This window comes from Mesorhizobium sp. P2_B11 (assembly GCF_056404855.1).
In genome coordinates this window covers 902767-920148 of the sequence record NZ_JBFUDF010000001.1, presented here as the reverse complement: position 1 = coordinate 920148, position 17382 = coordinate 902767, and the positions used below count along the sequence as shown (strand labels likewise).

General features: G+C 63.7%; 14 protein-coding genes. 7 read left to right on the top strand and 7 right to left on the bottom strand.

Annotation, left to right across the window (positions count from 1 at the left end; genetic code table 11):
- Positions 1-111: 111 nt before the first annotated feature.
- From AC1DYJ_RS04180 to AC1DYJ_RS04155, 6 genes are all read right to left on the bottom strand, one after another.
- The gene (locus AC1DYJ_RS04180; protein WP_477425956.1) at positions 112-942 is read right to left on the bottom strand and encodes an ATP-binding cassette domain-containing protein; all 831 of its coding nucleotides are present in this window, start codon (positions 940-942) and stop codon (positions 112-114) included.
- On the bottom strand, positions 935-1813 hold the full coding sequence (locus AC1DYJ_RS04175; RefSeq protein ID WP_477280141.1) for an ABC transporter ATP-binding protein: 879 nt from the start codon (positions 1811-1813) through the stop codon (positions 935-937). Before AC1DYJ_RS04175 ends, AC1DYJ_RS04180 begins: the two co-directional genes overlap by 8 nt.
- Positions 1810-2658 (bottom strand): ABC transporter permease, encoded by an 849-nt coding sequence (locus AC1DYJ_RS04170; RefSeq protein ID WP_477280140.1) that lies wholly within the window; start codon positions 2656-2658, stop codon positions 1810-1812. The genes AC1DYJ_RS04175 and AC1DYJ_RS04170 overlap by 4 nt, the downstream gene beginning before the upstream one ends.
- A complete protein-coding gene (locus tag AC1DYJ_RS04165) occupies positions 2651-3658 on the bottom strand; it encodes an ABC transporter permease (protein ID WP_477280139.1) in 1008 nt (335 codons plus the stop codon). Before AC1DYJ_RS04165 ends, AC1DYJ_RS04170 begins: the two co-directional genes overlap by 8 nt.
- Positions 3659-3729: 71 nt before the next feature.
- Positions 3730-5259 (bottom strand): ABC transporter substrate-binding protein, encoded by a 1530-nt coding sequence (locus AC1DYJ_RS04160; protein WP_477280138.1) that lies wholly within the window; start codon positions 5257-5259, stop codon positions 3730-3732.
- A gap of 110 nt (positions 5260-5369) precedes the next feature.
- A complete protein-coding gene (locus AC1DYJ_RS04155) occupies positions 5370-6944 on the bottom strand; it encodes a phytoene desaturase family protein (protein ID WP_477280137.1) in 1575 nt (524 codons plus the stop codon).
- Positions 6945-7062: 118 nt separating this feature from the next.
- Between AC1DYJ_RS04155 and AC1DYJ_RS04150 the strand changes: the two genes are divergently transcribed.
- The 7 genes from AC1DYJ_RS04150 (at position 7063) to AC1DYJ_RS04120 (ending at position 16760) form a co-directional block, all read left to right on the top strand.
- Positions 7063-7854, top strand: a complete 792-nt coding sequence (locus tag AC1DYJ_RS04150; RefSeq protein ID WP_477280136.1) for a cyclase family protein — start codon at positions 7063-7065, stop codon at positions 7852-7854.
- Between the two features lie 16 nt (positions 7855-7870).
- Positions 7871-9442: a phytoene desaturase family protein gene (locus tag AC1DYJ_RS04145; protein WP_477280135.1), complete on the top strand. Its 1572-nt coding sequence runs from the start codon at positions 7871-7873 to the stop codon at positions 9440-9442.
- The gene (locus tag AC1DYJ_RS04140; protein WP_477280134.1) at positions 9442-9924 is read left to right on the top strand and encodes a MarR family winged helix-turn-helix transcriptional regulator; all 483 of its coding nucleotides are present in this window, start codon (positions 9442-9444) and stop codon (positions 9922-9924) included. Before AC1DYJ_RS04145 ends, AC1DYJ_RS04140 begins: the two co-directional genes overlap by 1 nt.
- Positions 9925-9968: 44 nt before the next feature.
- Positions 9969-12122 carry a thiamine pyrophosphate-dependent enzyme gene (locus tag AC1DYJ_RS04135; protein ID WP_477280133.1) on the top strand — a complete coding sequence of 718 codons (2154 nt, stop codon included), beginning with the start codon at positions 9969-9971 and terminating at the stop codon, positions 12120-12122.
- Complete coding sequence (locus tag AC1DYJ_RS04130; RefSeq protein ID WP_477280132.1) at positions 12115-13713, top strand: indolepyruvate oxidoreductase subunit beta family protein; 1599 nt, start codon at positions 12115-12117, stop codon at positions 13711-13713. Before AC1DYJ_RS04135 ends, AC1DYJ_RS04130 begins: the two co-directional genes overlap by 8 nt.
- 416 nt (positions 13714-14129) lie before the next feature.
- Positions 14130-14603 carry a hypothetical protein gene (locus AC1DYJ_RS04125; RefSeq protein WP_477280131.1) on the top strand — a complete coding sequence of 158 codons (474 nt, stop codon included), beginning with the start codon at positions 14130-14132 and terminating at the stop codon, positions 14601-14603.
- A gap of 144 nt (positions 14604-14747) precedes the next feature.
- Positions 14748-16760, top strand: coding sequence for a sigma-54-dependent Fis family transcriptional regulator (locus AC1DYJ_RS04120; RefSeq protein ID WP_477280130.1), 2013 nt, complete (start codon positions 14748-14750; stop codon positions 16758-16760).
- Positions 16761-16762: 2 nt separating this feature from the next.
- Here AC1DYJ_RS04120 and AC1DYJ_RS04115 read toward each other — a convergent pair whose 3' ends face one another.
- Positions 16763-17353, bottom strand: a complete 591-nt coding sequence (locus tag AC1DYJ_RS04115; RefSeq protein WP_477280129.1) for a DUF1097 domain-containing protein — start codon at positions 17351-17353, stop codon at positions 16763-16765.
- Positions 17354-17382 lie beyond the last annotated feature (29 nt).

Sequence of the window (17382 nt, the reverse complement as noted above, 5' to 3'; positions counted from 1 at the left end):
TGCATCCGAAGTATTGCGCCGGACGTGAAATATTTCAAGCTTAAAGTTTCATGCTGGAATGATTGCCGCATACGGTGGCGCCCAAGCAGCTGGCCTCGGACGTGCGGTGTCCTATGCCGGCGCCTTCGCCGCTGGCCGCAGCCAGTCCGGATCGATCTCGGGCAGCGGAATGGCGGCAAGTAGGTCGCGCGTATAGGCCTCGMTGGGATTGTCGAACAGCGCATCGGTGGCGCTCGCCTCGACGATCCTGCCCTCGCGCATGACGATCACTTGCTGGCAGAGCCGCCGGATGACCGACAGATCGTGGCTGATGAAGGCGACGGTCAGCCCCATCTCCGCCGCAAGCTTCTCCAGCAAGGTGAGTATCTGCGCCTGCGTCGACACGTCGAGGCCGGAGACGATCTCGTCGGCCAGCACGAATTTCGGCGACAGCGCCAGCGCGCGCGCAATGCCGACGCGCTGGCGCTGGCCGCCCGACAGCTGATGACGATAGCGGCTGGCGAAGCTTTGCGGCAGGCCGACGCGATGCAAGGCTTCGGCGACGCGTTCCTTAAGCCTGTCGCCAAGTCCATTCTGCCTGAGCGGCGCGTCAATGATGCTGGCGATGGTTCGGCGCGGGTTGAGCGACGACATCGGGTCCTGGAAAATCATCTGCAGGTCGCGGCGCAACGGCCGCAGCTCCGCCTCCGGCAGATGGCTGATATCGCGGCCCTCGAAGCTGATACTGCCGGCGCTCGGCTCCAGCAGCCTGACCAGCGTGCGGCCAAGCGTCGATTTTCCGGACCCGGATTCGCCGACGATGCCGGTCACTGACCCGCGCGGCAGATCGAAGTCCAGGCCTTTCAAAATCTCGGCCAGCGGCGCGCGGCCGATCAGCGGCTTGCGGGTCATGTCGGGCAGCGCAACCTTCAGCCCGCGCACGGAGATGAGCGGCTCAACCATGCGGCCGCCTCCACGCCTGGTCTGCCGCGGCGATCTCGGCGGCAAGCCCCGCCAGCACCGCCTCGTCCACCGGCTTCAGCGAGGCGAAGGGATCGGTGTAGCGCGGCGTGGCGGCCATCAATGCCCGCGTATAGGGATGCTCAGGCGCGGCGAAGAGTGCGGCCGTGTCAGCCTCTTCCACCACCTTGCCGGCATAGAGCACCGACACTTTCTGGCTGATCTTGGCAACGACACCGAGATCGTGCGTGACGAACAGGATCGCCGTGCCATGTTCGCGCTGCAACTCGGCGATCAGGCGCAGGATCTGCTTTTGCACGGTGACATCGAGCGCGGTGGTCGGCTCGTCGGCAACGATCAGCCGGGGCTCGGCGGCGAAGGCGGCGGCGATCAGCACGCGCTGGCGCATGCCGCCGGACAGTTCGTGCGGATAGCTCTTCAGCACCCGGTCAGGATCGCGTATCTGCACCTCGTCCAGCAATTGCCGGATGCGGATGTCGGCCTTCTCTCCGCTCCAGCCGAGGATGCGCACCAGCCGGTCGGTCATTTGCGGACCGATGCGCCGCGACGGGTTGAGCGCGGTCAGCGGATCCTGCGGGATCAGCGCCGTACGGGCGCCGATCAGCGTGCGCCTTGCCTTGGGCTGCAGTCTGCCGAGGTCTTCGCCTTCGAGCGCCATCGTGCCTTCGACGATGCGCACGCTCGACGGCAACACGCCGAGCACTGCCTTGCCGATCATCGTCTTGCCGGCGCCGCTCTCGCCGACGAGGGCACGAACCTCGCCAGGTTGCACGGACAGCGACACCGAGCGCAGCACGCGCAAGCCGTTCGGCAGCACGGCGCTCAGGTCGCTTATGTCGAGGCAGGCGCTCATCGCAGCACCGGATCGAAGCGTGTCTTCAGCGCTTCACCGAACTGGCTGAACGACAAGACGGTGAGGATCAGTGTGATCAGCGGAAACACCAGCACCCACCAGGCCTGGTGGATCGACAGCCGGCCCTCGGCGATGATGCCGCCCCAGGTCGGGTCGTCGGTCGAGATCGACAGATTGACGAAGGACAGGATCGCTTCGACGATGACGGCGATGCCCATTTCCAGCGACAGCAGCGCCACTATCGACGGCAGCACATTGGGCAGCACTTCGCGCAGCATGATGCCGATGCGACCATAGCCGGCGATGCGGGCGTTCTCGACATAGTCCATGCGCGACTGGCCCATCGCTTCGGCGCGGATCACCCGGCAAAAGCGCGTCCAGTCGATGATGGCGATGGCGAGAATGACCGAGCTCAGGCCGGTGCCAAGCACCGCGACCAGCAGGATGGCGAACAGCACCGGCGGAAACGCCATCCAGACATCGACGATGCGCGAAATGATGCGGTCGGCCCAACCACCGAAATAGCCTGCGATCAGCCCAAGTGTCGAGCCAACAAGGCAGGCGGCAATTGCCGCCGCAAAGGCGACGATGAAGGCGATGCGGCCGCCGAAGATCAGCCGGGACAGGAGATCGCGGCCGAGGCTGTCGGTGCCCAGCCAATAGCCGGGCTCGGCGCCGTCGAGCCAGAAGGGCGGCAGCCGCTCCAGCATCAGATCCTGCGCCAGCGGATCCTGCGGCGCCACCAGCGGCGCGAAGATCGCGGCCAGCAGCGCCAGCAGCAGCCAGCCGCCGGCCAGCCATAGTCTCGGGCTCAGTCCGCGTCGGGCGATGCGCGCCTCATCCATGGCGCAGCCTCGGATTGAGCAGCGCATACATCATGTCGACGCCAAGATTGATCAGCACGAACAACAAGGCGAACACCAGCACGATGCCCTGGATCAGCGGCAGGTCGCGGTTGATGACGGCGTCGATCGCCATGTTGCCGAGCCCCTCATAGGAAAACAGCCGCTCGACGATGACCGTGCCGCCGATCAGGAAGGTGAACTGCACGCCGACCAGGGTCAGCGTCGGCAGGGCGGCGTTCTTCAGCGCCTCGCGCAGGATGACTTGCGTCTCAGAAAAACCCTTCACCCGCGCCAGCACGACATAGTCGAGGTCGAGCACTTCCTTCAGCGACTGTTTCAGCAACTGCGAAATGATCGCAGCCAGCGGCAGCGCCAGCGCCACGGCCGGCATCAGCATGTGCTTGAGCAGGTCCCAGGTCAGGTCGAGGCGCAGCCGAAGCAGGCTCTCGAAGAAATAGAACTGGGTGACGAAGGGCAGGTCGAGCTGCGGTGACACCCGGCCAGAAATGTCGAAGATCGGCACCAGCACGCCGAACAAAAGGATCAGCACCAGGCCCCACAGGAAATCGGGAATGGAGAGTGCGGCGCCGCTGGCGATGTCGATGCCGGCCTCGACCGCCGTGCCGCGTTCGCGCGCACCGAGGATCGCGGTTACGCCGCCGAGCGCCACCGCCATGATGAGTGCAACGATGGCGAGTTCCAGCGTTGCCGGCAGCCGGTTGAAGACCAGCCCCAGCACATCTTGCCGAAGCGAGATCGAGGTGCCGAAATCGCCCCTGACGACACCGGACAGCCAGATGAAGAACTGCTGCACGATGGTCTTGTCCAGTCCGTAGAGCGCGCGCAGTCGGTCGATGTCCTCCTGGGTTGCACCTGGTGGCAGCATCATGGCGATCGGGTCGCCGGGCGCGACGCGAATGACGACGAAGACCACGACGGCGACGCCGAACAGCGTGATCGCCATCGTCAGAAGACGGATCAGAAATCTTTGCAGAAGCATGGTCGCCTGTATTTCCGGCGAAAAGGGGCGCGCCACCGGTTGCGGTGGCGCGCATGCAGTCTATGCCGATATCAGGCCGGGGTCATCAGCGCCGGCAGCAGCGCGCCGGACACATGCTGCACCACATTGACCCCCTTGGCATGCACGATCGGCTGCGCATACTGGATCAGCGGCAGCACATAAGCCTGCTCGGCGATGTATTTGTCGACCGCCTTCCAGCCGGCAATGCGCTTGGCTTCGTCCTTCTCGCCCCACAGCGGGTTGATCATGTCGATCAGGTCCTGGCTGTCCCACACCGAGTGCGGGCTCGGGCCATACATGGCAAAGCCGGTCGACGTGGTCGGATCGCCGATGGCATTGCCCCAATTGTAGAAGGCGGCCGGCGCCAGCTTGTCGGCGGCGCGCAGTTCGTAGTGCTTGGCGATCTCGTAGACCTCGATCGTCGCCTCGATGCCCACCTTGCGCCACATGCCGACGATCGCCTGGATCATCTCATAGTCCTTGGGCTTGAAGCCCTTGGTCGTCTGGATGGTGAACTTGACCGGCTTTTCCGGCGAATAGCCGGAAGCCGCGAGCAGCTCTTTGGCCTTTTCCGGATTGTGCTCGACCTTGATCGAAGCGTCGAAGGCCGTGTACTCCGGCGTCTCCAGCGTCGCGATCGGCTGGCCATAACCGCGCAGCAGCCGCTTGACCAGAAGCTCCTTGTCCACCGCCATGACGGCTGCCTGGCGGACGTTCTTGTCCAGCATCGCTTCGATGTCGTTGAAGAAGATCATGCCGATGTCGGAAACGTTCTTGCACGAGCCGGCGAGCCCGTCCTTGGCGATCAGCCGGTCATACTCCTCATAGGGGATTTCGAGCGTCACCTGCGAGGAACCGGATTCAATCTCAGCCACACGGCTCGCCGCATCGGTGACGAACTTGATCGTCACATTCTCGAAGGCCGGCTTGTCGCCCCAATAATTTGGGTTGGCCTTCAGCCGCAAGAAAGCGTTGCGCTCGAATTTTTCCACCATGTAGGGGCCGGTGCCGATCGGCGCTTTCTCGAAGCCCTCGGCGCCGACCTTCTCGTAGTAGGCCTTCGGCAGGATGTAGCCGGTCAGGAACGACATCCATTTGAAATAGACCGGGTCGAACTGAACGACGTCGCCGGTGATCTTGTTGCCGTCGATCTTGAAATTGTTGACGTTCTTCCAGACGAACTGGATCGGGTTGCCGGTCTTTTCGTCGCCCGCCCGCTGCAGCGACCAGACCACATCCTCGGGCGTGAAGGGCGAGCCGTCATGCCATTTGACACCTTCGCGCACCGTCATCGTCACCTTGGTGCGATCCTCGTTCCAGCCCCATTCGGTCAGCAGGCCGGGCGCGAAGGACAGGTCCGGTTTCTGCGGAATGAACTGGTCGAACACCGACTGGTAGAGACCCTGAATGGTCGGGTTGACCGCCGAGGGTCCGGTGGTCGGGTCCCAGGACGGCAGGTTGACGTTATAGGCGATGGTCAGTTCGCCGGCCGCCGCCTTGGCGATCTGCGGCAGGCCGACTGCCGCCACGCCGAGTGCCGCGGCACTGTATCCCAGCAATTCGCGTCTGTTGATTGTCATGGTCGTTCCCCTTGTTGTTCGTTGTCTTTGCGCGGCACTATCAGTTCATAGCTTCAGGCTTCGTGGGCAGCAGCGCCTTGCCTCTCGTCGCCTTCATGAAATCTTCCGAGCTACCTCCCGCCAAGCTGTTGCGCGAGCATGAAGCCCGAGGCCGCGCCGGTGCCGGCACCCGGCCATGTCGCGGCGCCTATGAGATGCAGATTGGCGACCGGCGTGTTCCAGCCGGCATAACCGCGCGCCGGGCGGAACAGAAAGTTCTGCGCCAGATGGTGGCTGCCGCAGACCTGGTCACCGCCGACGAGGTTGGGGTTCTCACGCTCGAGGTCGATGGGTGAAAACACTGCACGGCCGAGGATTTTTGCACGCAGGCCGGGCGCATAGGTTTCGATGATGTCGAGCACGCGCTCGGCATAGGTATCCTTGACCTGATCCCAGTGCGCGGGCGCGATCTTGCCGGCCGCATCGCCAGCGATTTCAGCGGGCAACATGCGCACCTGCACCCACAGCACATGCTTGCCCTGCGGCGCGCGCGACGGATCGATTGCCGTCGGCTGGCCGACGACCAACACCGGCTCGTCCGGCAGCACGCCCGCCATCGCCTGCTGGTAGGTGCGCGACATCGCATCGAGCGATGGCGACAGATGCACATAGGCGAATTGGCGCAGTTCGGCACCGGCGCGCCAGCCCGGCAAATCGTCAAGCGCCAGATGGATCATCATCGTGCCCGGCGCGTGCCGGAATTTTTTCATCGCCGTATCGAAGCCTGCGTCGCCGGAACCGTTGGGCAGCAAGTTGCCGGTCAGCGCCTTGGGTGCCACACCGGCAATCACCACCCTGGTCGCTGTATGCGTCTCACCGGAGGCGAGCCGCACACCCGATGCCTTGCCGCCGGCAACGGTGATCTCGGCGACTTCTGCGCCGGTGACGATCTTGCCGCCGGCCGCGGTGACCATGCCGGCGAGCGCACGGATGATGGTGTCGGCGCCGCCCTTGCCCAGCACCATGCCAAAGCTCTGATTGGCCATCGATTCCAGATAGGGGAACACGGCGCCGCCGGCGATGTCAGGTGCGAAGTCGAGATGCATGCCCCAGGTGGCAAGCGTTGCCCGCACATGCGTTGACTCGAAGTTCTCCTCCAGCCAGGCGCGGGGCGATGACAGCAAAAGCCGTCCGGTGTCGAGCGCGCCGGACATGCCCTTCTTGCGCCACAGGTTCCAGGCGGTTCCGGCAAGTGCACGCGCGCTCATCGGCGAGCCCAGCAGCCGAAACAGATGCTCGGCCTTGCCGGGGAAGGCGGCGACCAGCTTGCGCCATGTCGCGGCGTCAGTAGCGGAGAACGCCGCCATGCGGCTGGCGGTTTTTTCCAGATCGTTGCTGACGCCGAACCAGCGTCCATCCGGGAAGGCGCTGGCGAAACAGTCGGCGACAGGCGCGAATTCGAGGCCCTGCGCTTTCAATTCATTTGCATATTTCCGGTGGAAGGCGGAGCCGGCAAACAGGCTCAGATTCATCGCGCCGAAATCGTGGCGGAAGCCTGGAAGGGTGAATTCGCGGGTCTGAACAGCGCCGCCGATTGCTGCACTGCGCTCGAATATCCCGGTTTTCCAGCCTTTGAGCGCCAGATGCGCGGCGCATGCCAGACTGTTGTGGCCCGCCCCGACAAAGATGGCGTCGAACTCGCTCACGCCCCGTTCCCATTTCCTTTATGCTTAAAGATAATTGCAGATGCATATGTTTTCGTCTAGTAGGATATTAAGGGCCGAGACGAGCCTTGATGATCATCAGAAAGAGGGAACAAAGACCATGGACACCCAAAAACTCCTCGGCGAAGTCGCCGGCCAGCTGCTTTCAGGCGCCATCAAGGTGGTCGACCTCTCGGCGCAACTCGGGCCGGACACGCCGCTGATCAAGTTGCCGCCGGAACTCGCCGTCGACACGCCGAAGGTCGAGATCCACTCGATCTCCCGCTACGACAAGAACGGTCCGTGGTGGGCGTGGAACTGGCTGAAGCTCGGCGAGCATTCGGGCACGCATTTCGACGCGCCGCAGCATTGGATCACCGGAAAGGATTATCCGGACGGCGCCACCGACACCATTCCGGCGCAGAATTTCGTCGGCCCGGTCAATGTCATCGACTGCTCGAAGGAAGCCGCCGCCGACCACGATTTCCTGCTCACCGTCGACCACATCAAGGCTTGGGAAGCCAAGCATGGCGCCATCAATGCCGGCGAGTGGGTGGTGATGCGCACCGACTGGTACAAGCGCAATGGCTCGGAAGCCGAGTTCCTCAACGCCAACGAGACCGGCCCGCATACGCCGGGCCCGACGGCCGAAGCCATCCAATATCTGATCAGCAAGGACATCAAGGGCTGGGGCTCGGAGACGATCGGCACCGATGCCGGCAAGGCCGGCGGCATGGAGCCGCCATTCCCGGCGCACACGCTGATGCACAAGGCCAACCGTTATGGCCTCGCCAGCCTCTGCAATCTCGACCAGTTGCCGCCGAAAGGCGCCATCCTGATCGCGGCGCCGCTGAAGATCGAGCACGGCACCGGCAGCCCGATCCGCGCGCTGGCGCTTGTGTCGAAAGGCTAACCGAAAGCACACTGAAGTGAGCCAGCCGGATCACATCATCGTCGGCAGCGGCATCAACGCGCTGGTCTGCGCGGCGATGCTGGGCGGAAAAGGCGCGCGCGTGCTCATCCTCGAACGCAACGACCGCATCGGCGGTTGCATGCGCACCGAGGAGATCACCGCGCCCGGCTTCATCCATGACGTGATGGCGACGACCTTCGTGCTGTTCATCACCTCGCCGGCCTTTGCGGCACTGGGCGGCGATCTCGCCCGGCATGGGCTGGAGTTCTGCCACACCGGCACGCCGACCGGCGTGCTCACCCCCGATGGCAGTCATGCCGTGCTCACCACCGACCGCGCCGCCAATGTCGCGGCAATCAATGCGATTGCCGCCGGCGATGGCGACCGGCATGCGGGCGATGTCGGCAGCATCGAGCGCAATGCCGGCCTGCTGTTCGGCCTGCTCGGCGGCAGCCTATGGTCTTATCCGACGGCGAAACTGCTGGCCGGCGATGCCTGGCGGCGCAGCCCGCGCGGCCTTGCCGCCTTTCTCGGCGATGCGCTGGTGCCGGCGCGCAACTGGCTGGAAAGCACCTATCAGTCGGAAACCATCCGTGCACTGTGGGCGCCCTGGGTGCTGCATGCCGGGCTTGGACCGGAAGACGCCTTCTCCGGCCAGATCGCCAAGGTGATCGCCTTCGCGCTGGAGGCGGCCGGCGCGCCGATCGTCAAGGGTGGCGCGAAGAATCTGCTCGCCGCCTTCGAGGCTTTGATCAGGGAACGCGGCGGCGAAATCCGCACCGGCGCCGATGTCGCTGCCATCGTCCAGACCAATGGCCGCGCCAACGGCGTGCGATTGGCCTCGGGCGAAACCATCACGGCCAACAAGAGCGTCATCTGCTCGGTCACACCGACGCAGCTTTACGGCCGTTTGCTTGGCAAGGACGCTCCGAAGGACGATGTCGAAGCGACGCAGAAATACCGCTACGGCAAAGGCAATTTCCAGATCCACTATGCCCTGAGCAAGCCGCCGGCATGGCGCGGCGAAGGTCTGGACAAGGTGGCACTGCTGCATCTCACACCGGGGCTCGACGGCGTGTCGAAGGCCTGCAACGAGGCGGTGCGCGGCATGCTGCCGGAAGTGCCGACCATCTGTGTTGGCCAGCCACACGCGCTCGATCCGTCGCGCTGTCCTGAGGGCAAGGCGATCCTTTGGCTGCAACTGCCCGAGGCGCCCCGCCACATCAAGGGCGACGCCGCCGGCAAACTGCAGGTTCCTGTTGACGGACGATGGACCGACACGTTGCGTGAAGCCTATGCCGATCGCGCCGAAGCCATTCTTGCCAGTCATACAGACGGCTTCAAGGACAGCGTGATTGCGCGGCGCGCCTATTCGCCGGCCGACCTCGAAGCGATGAACATCAATCTGGTCGGCGGCGACCCCTATGGCGGCTCCTCGACCATCGACCAGTCGTTCCTGTGGCGGCCGTTCAAGGCCAGCCGCAATCACGACACCGGGATCAAGGGCCTTTACCACATCGGCGCTTCGACCCATCCCGGCGCCGGCCTCGGCGGCGGCTCCGGCTTTCTGCTGGCAGGGAGGCTGTGATGGATCAGAAGCCCCCGGAAAAACGCCAGCGCATTTCGACGCTCGGCCAGATCGGCCTTCAGCAATTCGCGCCCTATCTGATGAACCGCATCATGGGCCGCTACAACGCCACCTTGCGTGATGATTTCCGCAAGCAGGGCCTGACCATTCCGCAGGTTCGCACGCTGGCCGTGCTGTCGGTCACCGACGGCGTCACCGTCAACGACCTCTCGGTCTACACCGTCATCGAGCAGTCGACCTTGAGCCGCACGCTCGACACGCTGGAAGGGCAAGGCTTCGTGCGGCGCGAGCAGGGCGTCACCGACAGCCGCATCCGCCATGTCTTCCTGACCGACGAGGGCCGTGCCGAATTCACCCGCGCCTGGCCAGCCATGCATGACGCGTTCGAGGCGATGTTCGATAACATCGACGACGCGGAATATGCGGCGTTGATCGCGACGCTTTTGAAGATGCTCAAGAACATTCGCAAGCACGACATCTAGACGTACGCGCTGCCAAATTTCGGCGGCAACGGAAGGTTGGAAAAATGGCCGAACGGTCTTTTGCCAAGGAAGTCGAAAAACTGAGGCTCGGCGCCGGCGAGGAATTTGCCGGCGAAGGCATCCTCGCTATCACCAAGGCGCTGTTGCAATGCGGCGTCGGCTATGTCGGCGGCTACCAGGGCGCGCCGATCAGCCATCTGATGGATGTGCTGGCCGACGCGCAGGACATTCTGGGCGAACTCGGCGTGCATTTCGAGGCGAGCGCTTCGGAAGCCACCGCCACCGCCATGCTGGCCGCCTCGGTGCACTACCCCATTCGCGGTGCCGCCACCTTCAAGTCGACCGTCGGCACCAATGTCGCCTCCGATGCGTTGGCCAATCTTGCTTCCGGCGGCGTCACCGGCGGCGCGCTGATCATCGTCGGCGAGGACTATGGCGAGGGCTCCTCGATCATGCAGGAGCGCAGCCATGCCTTCGCCATGAAGAGCCAAGTCTGGCTGCTCGACCCTCGCCCGAACCTGCCGTCGATCGTCAAGGCGGTGGAGGACGGCTTTGAACTGTCCGAGGCCTCCAACACGCCGGTCATGCTTCAGGTCCGCATCCGCTGCTGCCATGTCCATGGCCATTTCATCGCCAAGAACAACAAGCGCCCGCCGATGACGGTGGCCGACGCGCTTGACGCGCCGCGCCGCGACACCGGCCGCATCGTGCTGCCGCCCGCTTCCTTTCTGCATGAGAAGGAGAAGGTGCAAAAACGCTGGCCGGCGGCCGTGGACTTCATTCGCGATAACAAGATCAACGAATTTTTCGGCTCGGACAACGGCTCCGTCGGCATCGTCATGCAGGGCGGCATGTACAATTCGGTCATCCGCGCCCTCCAGCGTCTCGGCCTTGCCGACACCTATGGCGAGACGGATGTGCCGCTCTATGTGCTGAACGCCGTCTATCCGCTGATCGACGATGAATTCCTGTCCTTCTGCGAAGGCAAGCAGGCGGTGCTGGTGGTCGAGGAAGGCCAGCCCAACTATATCGAGCAGGCCTTTGCCGCCATGCTGCACAAGGCCGGGCGCGGCAGCAGGCTGGTCGGCAAGGAGTATCTGCCGATGGCCGGCGAATATACCGGCCAGGTCATGCTCGACGGCATCGGCTCCTTCCTGCGCGCCGAGGCCCCGCATCTCTTACCGGGTGAAGTGCGCGCGCCCAACAAGGTCGGCGACGGCGTCGACACTGCTGATCTGATCAACGTCGTGCCGGGCCGTCCGCCGGGCTTCTGCATCGGTTGCCCAGAGCGGCCGATCTTTGCCGCGACCAAGCTGGTCGAGCAGGAACTCGGCAAGCACCACATCGCATCCGACATTGGCTGCCATCTGTTCTCGATCATGCCGCCCTTCGAGCTTGGCGCCACCACCATGGGCTATGGGCTCGGGCCGGCCTCGGCCTCGGCCTTCAATTCACCCGACGCCAAGCGCCGTTCGATCTCCTTCGTCGGCGATGGCGGCTTCTGGCACAACGGCCTGACCTCCTCGATCGGCAACGCCGTGTTCAACAAGAATGACGGCGTCATCGTCATCGTCGACAATTTCTACTCGGCAGCCACCGGCGGGCAGGACATTCTCTCCTCCCGCGCCGGCAACAAGACCAAGTCGACCAAGCATCCGATCACCGAGGCGGTGAAGGGCATGGGCGTCAAATGGCTGCGCCACATCGACCACACCTATGACGTGACCAGGATGCAGGACACGTTGCGCGAGGCGCTGACGACGGAGGAGAAAGGTCCCAAGGTTATCGTCGCCTCATCCGAATGCATGCTCAACCGCCAGCGCCGCGAAAAGCCGCTGGTCGATCAGGCGATCAAGGGCGGGAGCCGTGTCGTCAAGCCGAAGTTCGGGGTCGATGAGGACATCTGCACCGGCGACCACGCCTGCATGCGGCTGTCCGGCTGCCCGTCGCTGTCGGTGAAGTCGCTCGACGATCCCTTGCGCGACGATCCGGTGGCATCGATCGACCAGAGCTGCGTCGGCTGCGGCAATTGCGGCGAGGTCGCCGATGCGGCGGTGCTTTGCCCGTCCTTCTACCGCGCCGATGTCGTGCACAATCCGAGCCGATGGGATCGCTTTTTGGAGAGCGCCCGCCGCGCCACGATCGGCCTGATGCAGCGCCGCCGCGAGAGCCGGCGCCTGACCTTTGCCGATGCTTGACGCTGTCCCGCCATTCAGCGCCCGACGCGGCGCACAGGACGACGAGCGCGTCATCAAGCTCGCCGTGCTGGCGGTCGGCGGCCAGGGTGGCGGCGTGCTGGCCGACTGGATCACCGACGTCGCCGAGCGCAATGGCTACGTCGCGCAATCGACCTCGGTCGCCGGCGTCGCCCAGCGTACTGGCGCTACGATCTACTATGTCGAGATGGCCCGCGATACCGGCCGGCTGCCGGTCTTTGCGCTGTCGCCTTCGCAAGGCGACGTCGACATATTGATCGCTGCCGAGCTGATGGAAGCCGGCCGCGCCATCATTCGCGGCTTCGTCACGCCCGATCGCACGACGCTCATCGCTTCTTCACACCGTATTGCCGCCGTGTCGGAAAAGATCGAGCCGGGTGACGGCCGGGCCTCGTCTTCCAAGGTACACGCAACAGCGGAAGCTGCATCGAAACGCTTCATCGCTTTCGACATGGAAAAGATCGCCGCCGACAATGGCTCGATGATTTCGGCCAGCCTGCTTGGCGCGCTGGCCGGCTCCGATGCGCTGCCGTTCACGCGCGAAAGCTATGAGCAGGCGATCGGCGTCGGCGGCCGGGGCGTGAAAGCCAGCCTCGCCGCCTTTGGCGTTGCCTTTGATCGCGCCCGCGGCACCGGTTCACCAGCGCCACGGGCGGCGGAACCCGCGGTCGCCAGGATTGGCCTGGATGCGGCGGGAAAAGTCAGCGGACCGCAAAGCCTGCTGCAAGGTTGGCAGACCTTGGCGGCTCGCGTCGCCGCCTTGCCGGAGCCCTTGCGCGACATGGCGCTGCGCGGCCTGAAAAAGGTCGTCGACTATCAGGACATCGCCTATGGCGGCGAGTATCTGGACCGACTGGACAAGGCCGTTGCGCTGGATGATCCCGGCCATGCCTATGCGCTATCCATCGCCGCCGCGAAGCATCTCGCTAACGCCCTGTGCTACGATGACATGATCCGCGTTGCCGACCTGAAGACGCGTTCGACGCGCGACCGGCGTGTGCGCAAGGAGGTCGGCGTCAAGGACGGTTCTATCCTGCAGGTGACCGAGTATTTCCATCCGCGCATCGAGGAGTTCTGCGGCACGATGCCGGCGAGGCTCGGCAGCTACATCGAGAGCCGGCCGAAACTCGCCGCCTTTCTCGACCGGCGCATCAACCATGGCCGCCGCATTCGCACCGACAGCTTTGCCGGTTTTGCGGCGCTGTGGTTCATCGGCGGCCTGCGCCGCTGGCGCCGCCGGCTGTTGCGCCACAAGGTGGAGACCGCACATCTGGAGCGCTGGTATGCGCTGGCGCTCCGCCACGTGCCTCAGGACTACGCGTTGGCCATAGAAATCCTCAACTGCCGCCGGCTGATCAAGGGCTACAGCGACACCCATATCCGCGCCCAGTCGAAATTCGACCGCGTCCTGTCGGCGCTCGATCTGGTCAAGGGCCGCGATGACGCTGCCGATTGGATCAGGCGGTTGCGCGAGGCCGCGCTGAAGGACGAGAAGGGCGACATGCTCGATGGCGCGCTGATGACGGTGGCGTCATTGTCTGATCATAGTATGGGAGGAGGAGGTCGACCTTGATGGTGTTACCTCCCTCTCGCGTCTATGACGGCCTCGTCAATGGCGATGGCGCAGAAGAGCGGTTGGCCGTTTCCGTGAAACGGTGAAACGCGCTATCGATACCAATCGAGCATTTTTTGCACCTTCTGATGCGTAATCTCGGGTCAAAATCCGAGGGCTGGTTTCTTTGCTGTTTAGCATCACCATTGGCCGGCATCGACGGCGGCCTGCCCTCAGCCTGCTCCCCATTCCGGCGACCCTTCAGATGCCTGAACTGGCCTGGCGATCACCCCGTGTAGCAGCCGCCTACTACCAGGGACATCAATTTTGGCGCTATCGAATGGGAATGGCGAACTTCACGGAGGCGGTATAGGGTTGGCCACAAAAGAACAACAAATGAGTACCCTCGGCACAGCCGAGTGAATCTGGGAGGATTCATGGTCGAGATCATCTCCAAGCGGGACGGCCCGCGGCGCGAGGATGTTCAGGTCAAGCGGCTGATCGAGCAGAATCGCTCGACCATCGTTCGCCTTGCCGACCAGATCAGTGGCGGTGGCTATTCGGCTTCGAAGAAGCCGCGCCAGCAACCCAAGGCCGAAGGGCTGATCATCCATGTCGGCGGCAGCGCGGCGACCACCGCCGAAGCGAGCCCATCCATCCGCGTAACCATGAACGGCCGTGTGATCTCCAAGGATCAGAACAGCGGCCGGCAGCTTCATCATATCGGCGATGTTCGCAACCGCAATGGCGAGCAGATCTTCGTTCTGGCAACGAAACAGAATGGCTTCTTCTCGCCCGTCGACGAAAGCATCGCCGAGGCGCTTGCCGGGCTGGACGGATCCCGGCTGACCGCGACCTATACCGAAGAGCAGCTTGCCGCCGACATCGGTGCGAAACTCGGCATCGACTGACCGCCGGCATACGGGCGCCGCTGTCGACGTCCAACCCGCGAAGCATACAGAAATGGCATACCTCAAAGGTACTGTGATGACTGAATGAAACACGCGAGCGGCCCTAACAGGATGAAAAGCGATGCGCTTCCGACGCGTGCGTCGATGGCCACCGGACAGCTGGCTCTGGACAACATCGACTATGACGAGCGCGCCACCATGCGCGCCTGGGAGAGTTTTCTTTCCGACGAGCCGACATCTTCTCGCGATCCGGTCCATGTCCGCTCGCTGATTCACGATTCCTGGTATCGCAGCGCCACCGGCGGCATCAATGCGCAAGGCATCGAGGCGCCGCTGAGCAGCGACCGAAACGAGATCGAATATCTGACCCGTGCCAATGCCGAACTGCTTTCGGCGGCGAGGCGGTCATTCGCCTCGCTTGGCCGGTTGCTGGATGGTACCGGAGCGATGCTGGTGCTTGCCGACGGCGACGGCGTGCTGATCGATGCCATCGGCGACAAGAAGACACTGCATGACGGCATGGATATCCATCTCGCCGTTGGCGGCAAATGGAACGAGGATGCCGTCGGAACCAACGGCATCGGCACGGCACTGTGGACCGGTGAGCCGATCTTCGTCCACGCCGCCGAACATTTCTGTGCCGGTATCAAATCCTGGACCTGCGCCGGCGCGCCGATCCGCGATCCGCTGGACGGCAAGATCATCGGCGTCGTCGATCTGTCAGGCTATTCGCCGATCTTCCGGCCGCACAACACCGCGCTCGTCGCTGCCACGGCCAGGCAGATCGAAAAGGCGCTTGCCGAGCAGCAGCAGGAGCAGCGCACCCGCCTGCTCGAAGCCTTCATTTCCTCGGCGCCCAGCTACCGCCGCAAGGACGGGCTGGTGATCGTCGACCATCGTGGCCGCGCGATCTTCTGCAACAACGTGCCCAACGGCGACACGACGGAGATGATGGACGGCCCGATGGAACCCGGCCGTGGTCGCTGGCTGATGAACCTGCCGGTCTCGGGCTCCGATACAGATCTCGCCAACGCGCTGCCGCCGCATCTGCGGTCCTGCCATGTCACGCCACTGAAGCTCGACGGCGACCTTCGGGGCGCAGCTCTCGTGTTTCCCTCGGTGCCTGTCGTCTCCAGCATCACGGTGACAAGCCGCGAGGGGAACAAACACCTGCGGGCAGCCGCGGCGATGATCGTCGGCGAAAGCGAAAAACTGCTGGCCGCTGTCGATGTCGCCTCCAGGGTGGCGGGCTCGAACGGGGTCACCTCGCTGCTGATAGAGGGCGAAACCGGCGTCGGAAAGGAGCTGTTTGCGCGGCTGGTCCATGCCGGCAGCCGGCGCAGCGAAAACGATCCGTTCATCGCCATGAACTGTGGCGCAATCACCAAGGAATTGTTCGGCAGCGAATTGTTCGGCCATGTCGCCGGCGCCTTTACCGGCGCTTCACGCGACGGCAAGCCGGGCATTTTCGAACTTGCCAATGGCGGCGTGCTCAGCCTTGACGAGATCGGCGAGTTGCCGCTCGAAATCCAGCCATTCCTGTTGCGTGTGCTGGAAGAGCGCGTCGTCCACCGCATCGGTGACTCCAGAGGTCGGCCGGTGGACGTGCGACTGGTCGCGTCGACCAACCGCGACCTCAAGCGGGAGGTCGCCGCCGGACGTTTCCGCAGCGATCTCTACTACCGCATCGGTGCAGTCTCGATCCATGTCCCGCCGCTGCGCGAACGCGGTGACGATGTGCTGTTGCTGATCGAGCATTTCAACTGGCAGATCGCGAAGCTGGGAGGCAACGATCCGCTGGAGTTCTCAAACCAAGCACTCGACGCGCTGCTGGCCTATCGCTGGCCGGGAAATGTGCGCGAACTGAAGAACCTGGTCGAGCGGCTGCATATACTGGCGCGCGGCGGGACGATCGAACTGCAGGACCTTCCCGGAGAAATCAGTGCGGGCAATCGCAACAGCATGGCCATCGACCATCCCACGGCCATGCTCGAAGCGCCGGTGTACTCTTTCGAGGATGCGGAACGCCAGGCGATCAAGAACGCGCTTGTCGCGGAGGGCGGCAATCTCAGCAAGGTTGCGCTGCGGCTTGGCATCTCGCGGCCGACACTCTATCGCAAGCTCGGCCAATACGGCATCCGGCGCGGCTTTATCTAGACTCAATCACCGGCACAAAAACCCGCGGCATTCGCGCCGCGGGTTGGGGGAAATAGTCGACCAAAATTGCCTTCAGGCAACGGTCGTAGGCATGATCCGGTCTTCACGACAGCCCCGGTCACTTTCTCCGAGGCGTAGCCGAGGGTGTTGCCGATGATCAGCGAAACCACCACGGCCGCCGCGACCTTGACGATGCCTGCAGGGCCTTCGCCATAGGCGGCGGCACCGAGCAGAAAAAGCGCTGCGGTCGCTGCGTAGCCGTAGACCGCCGACGGAATGGCGCTCAAAAATGGCAGCTTGGCCGCGAGGATCAGGACAATGATTGAAATGCCGACACAAATGCCGGCCATGATCGCGGTAACGCCGATAGATGTCAGCGCAATCAAGGCACCGGCCGCACAGATCGCGCCCCACAGGTTTGCCACCGCCGAGTTCTTGAACCCGGCCTCCTTGCCGCCGCAGTGATAGAAACTTCCCCAGCCGACGAACACCGCCCAGATCAGCAGATAAGGGTTGCCGATCGTGATCGCCGCCCATGTTGCAATGCCACCCATAATGCCGATGACGACGGCCAGTCCCGTAACAAGATCCATGTTGTCCTCCCGTTTCTAAACACCGCGAA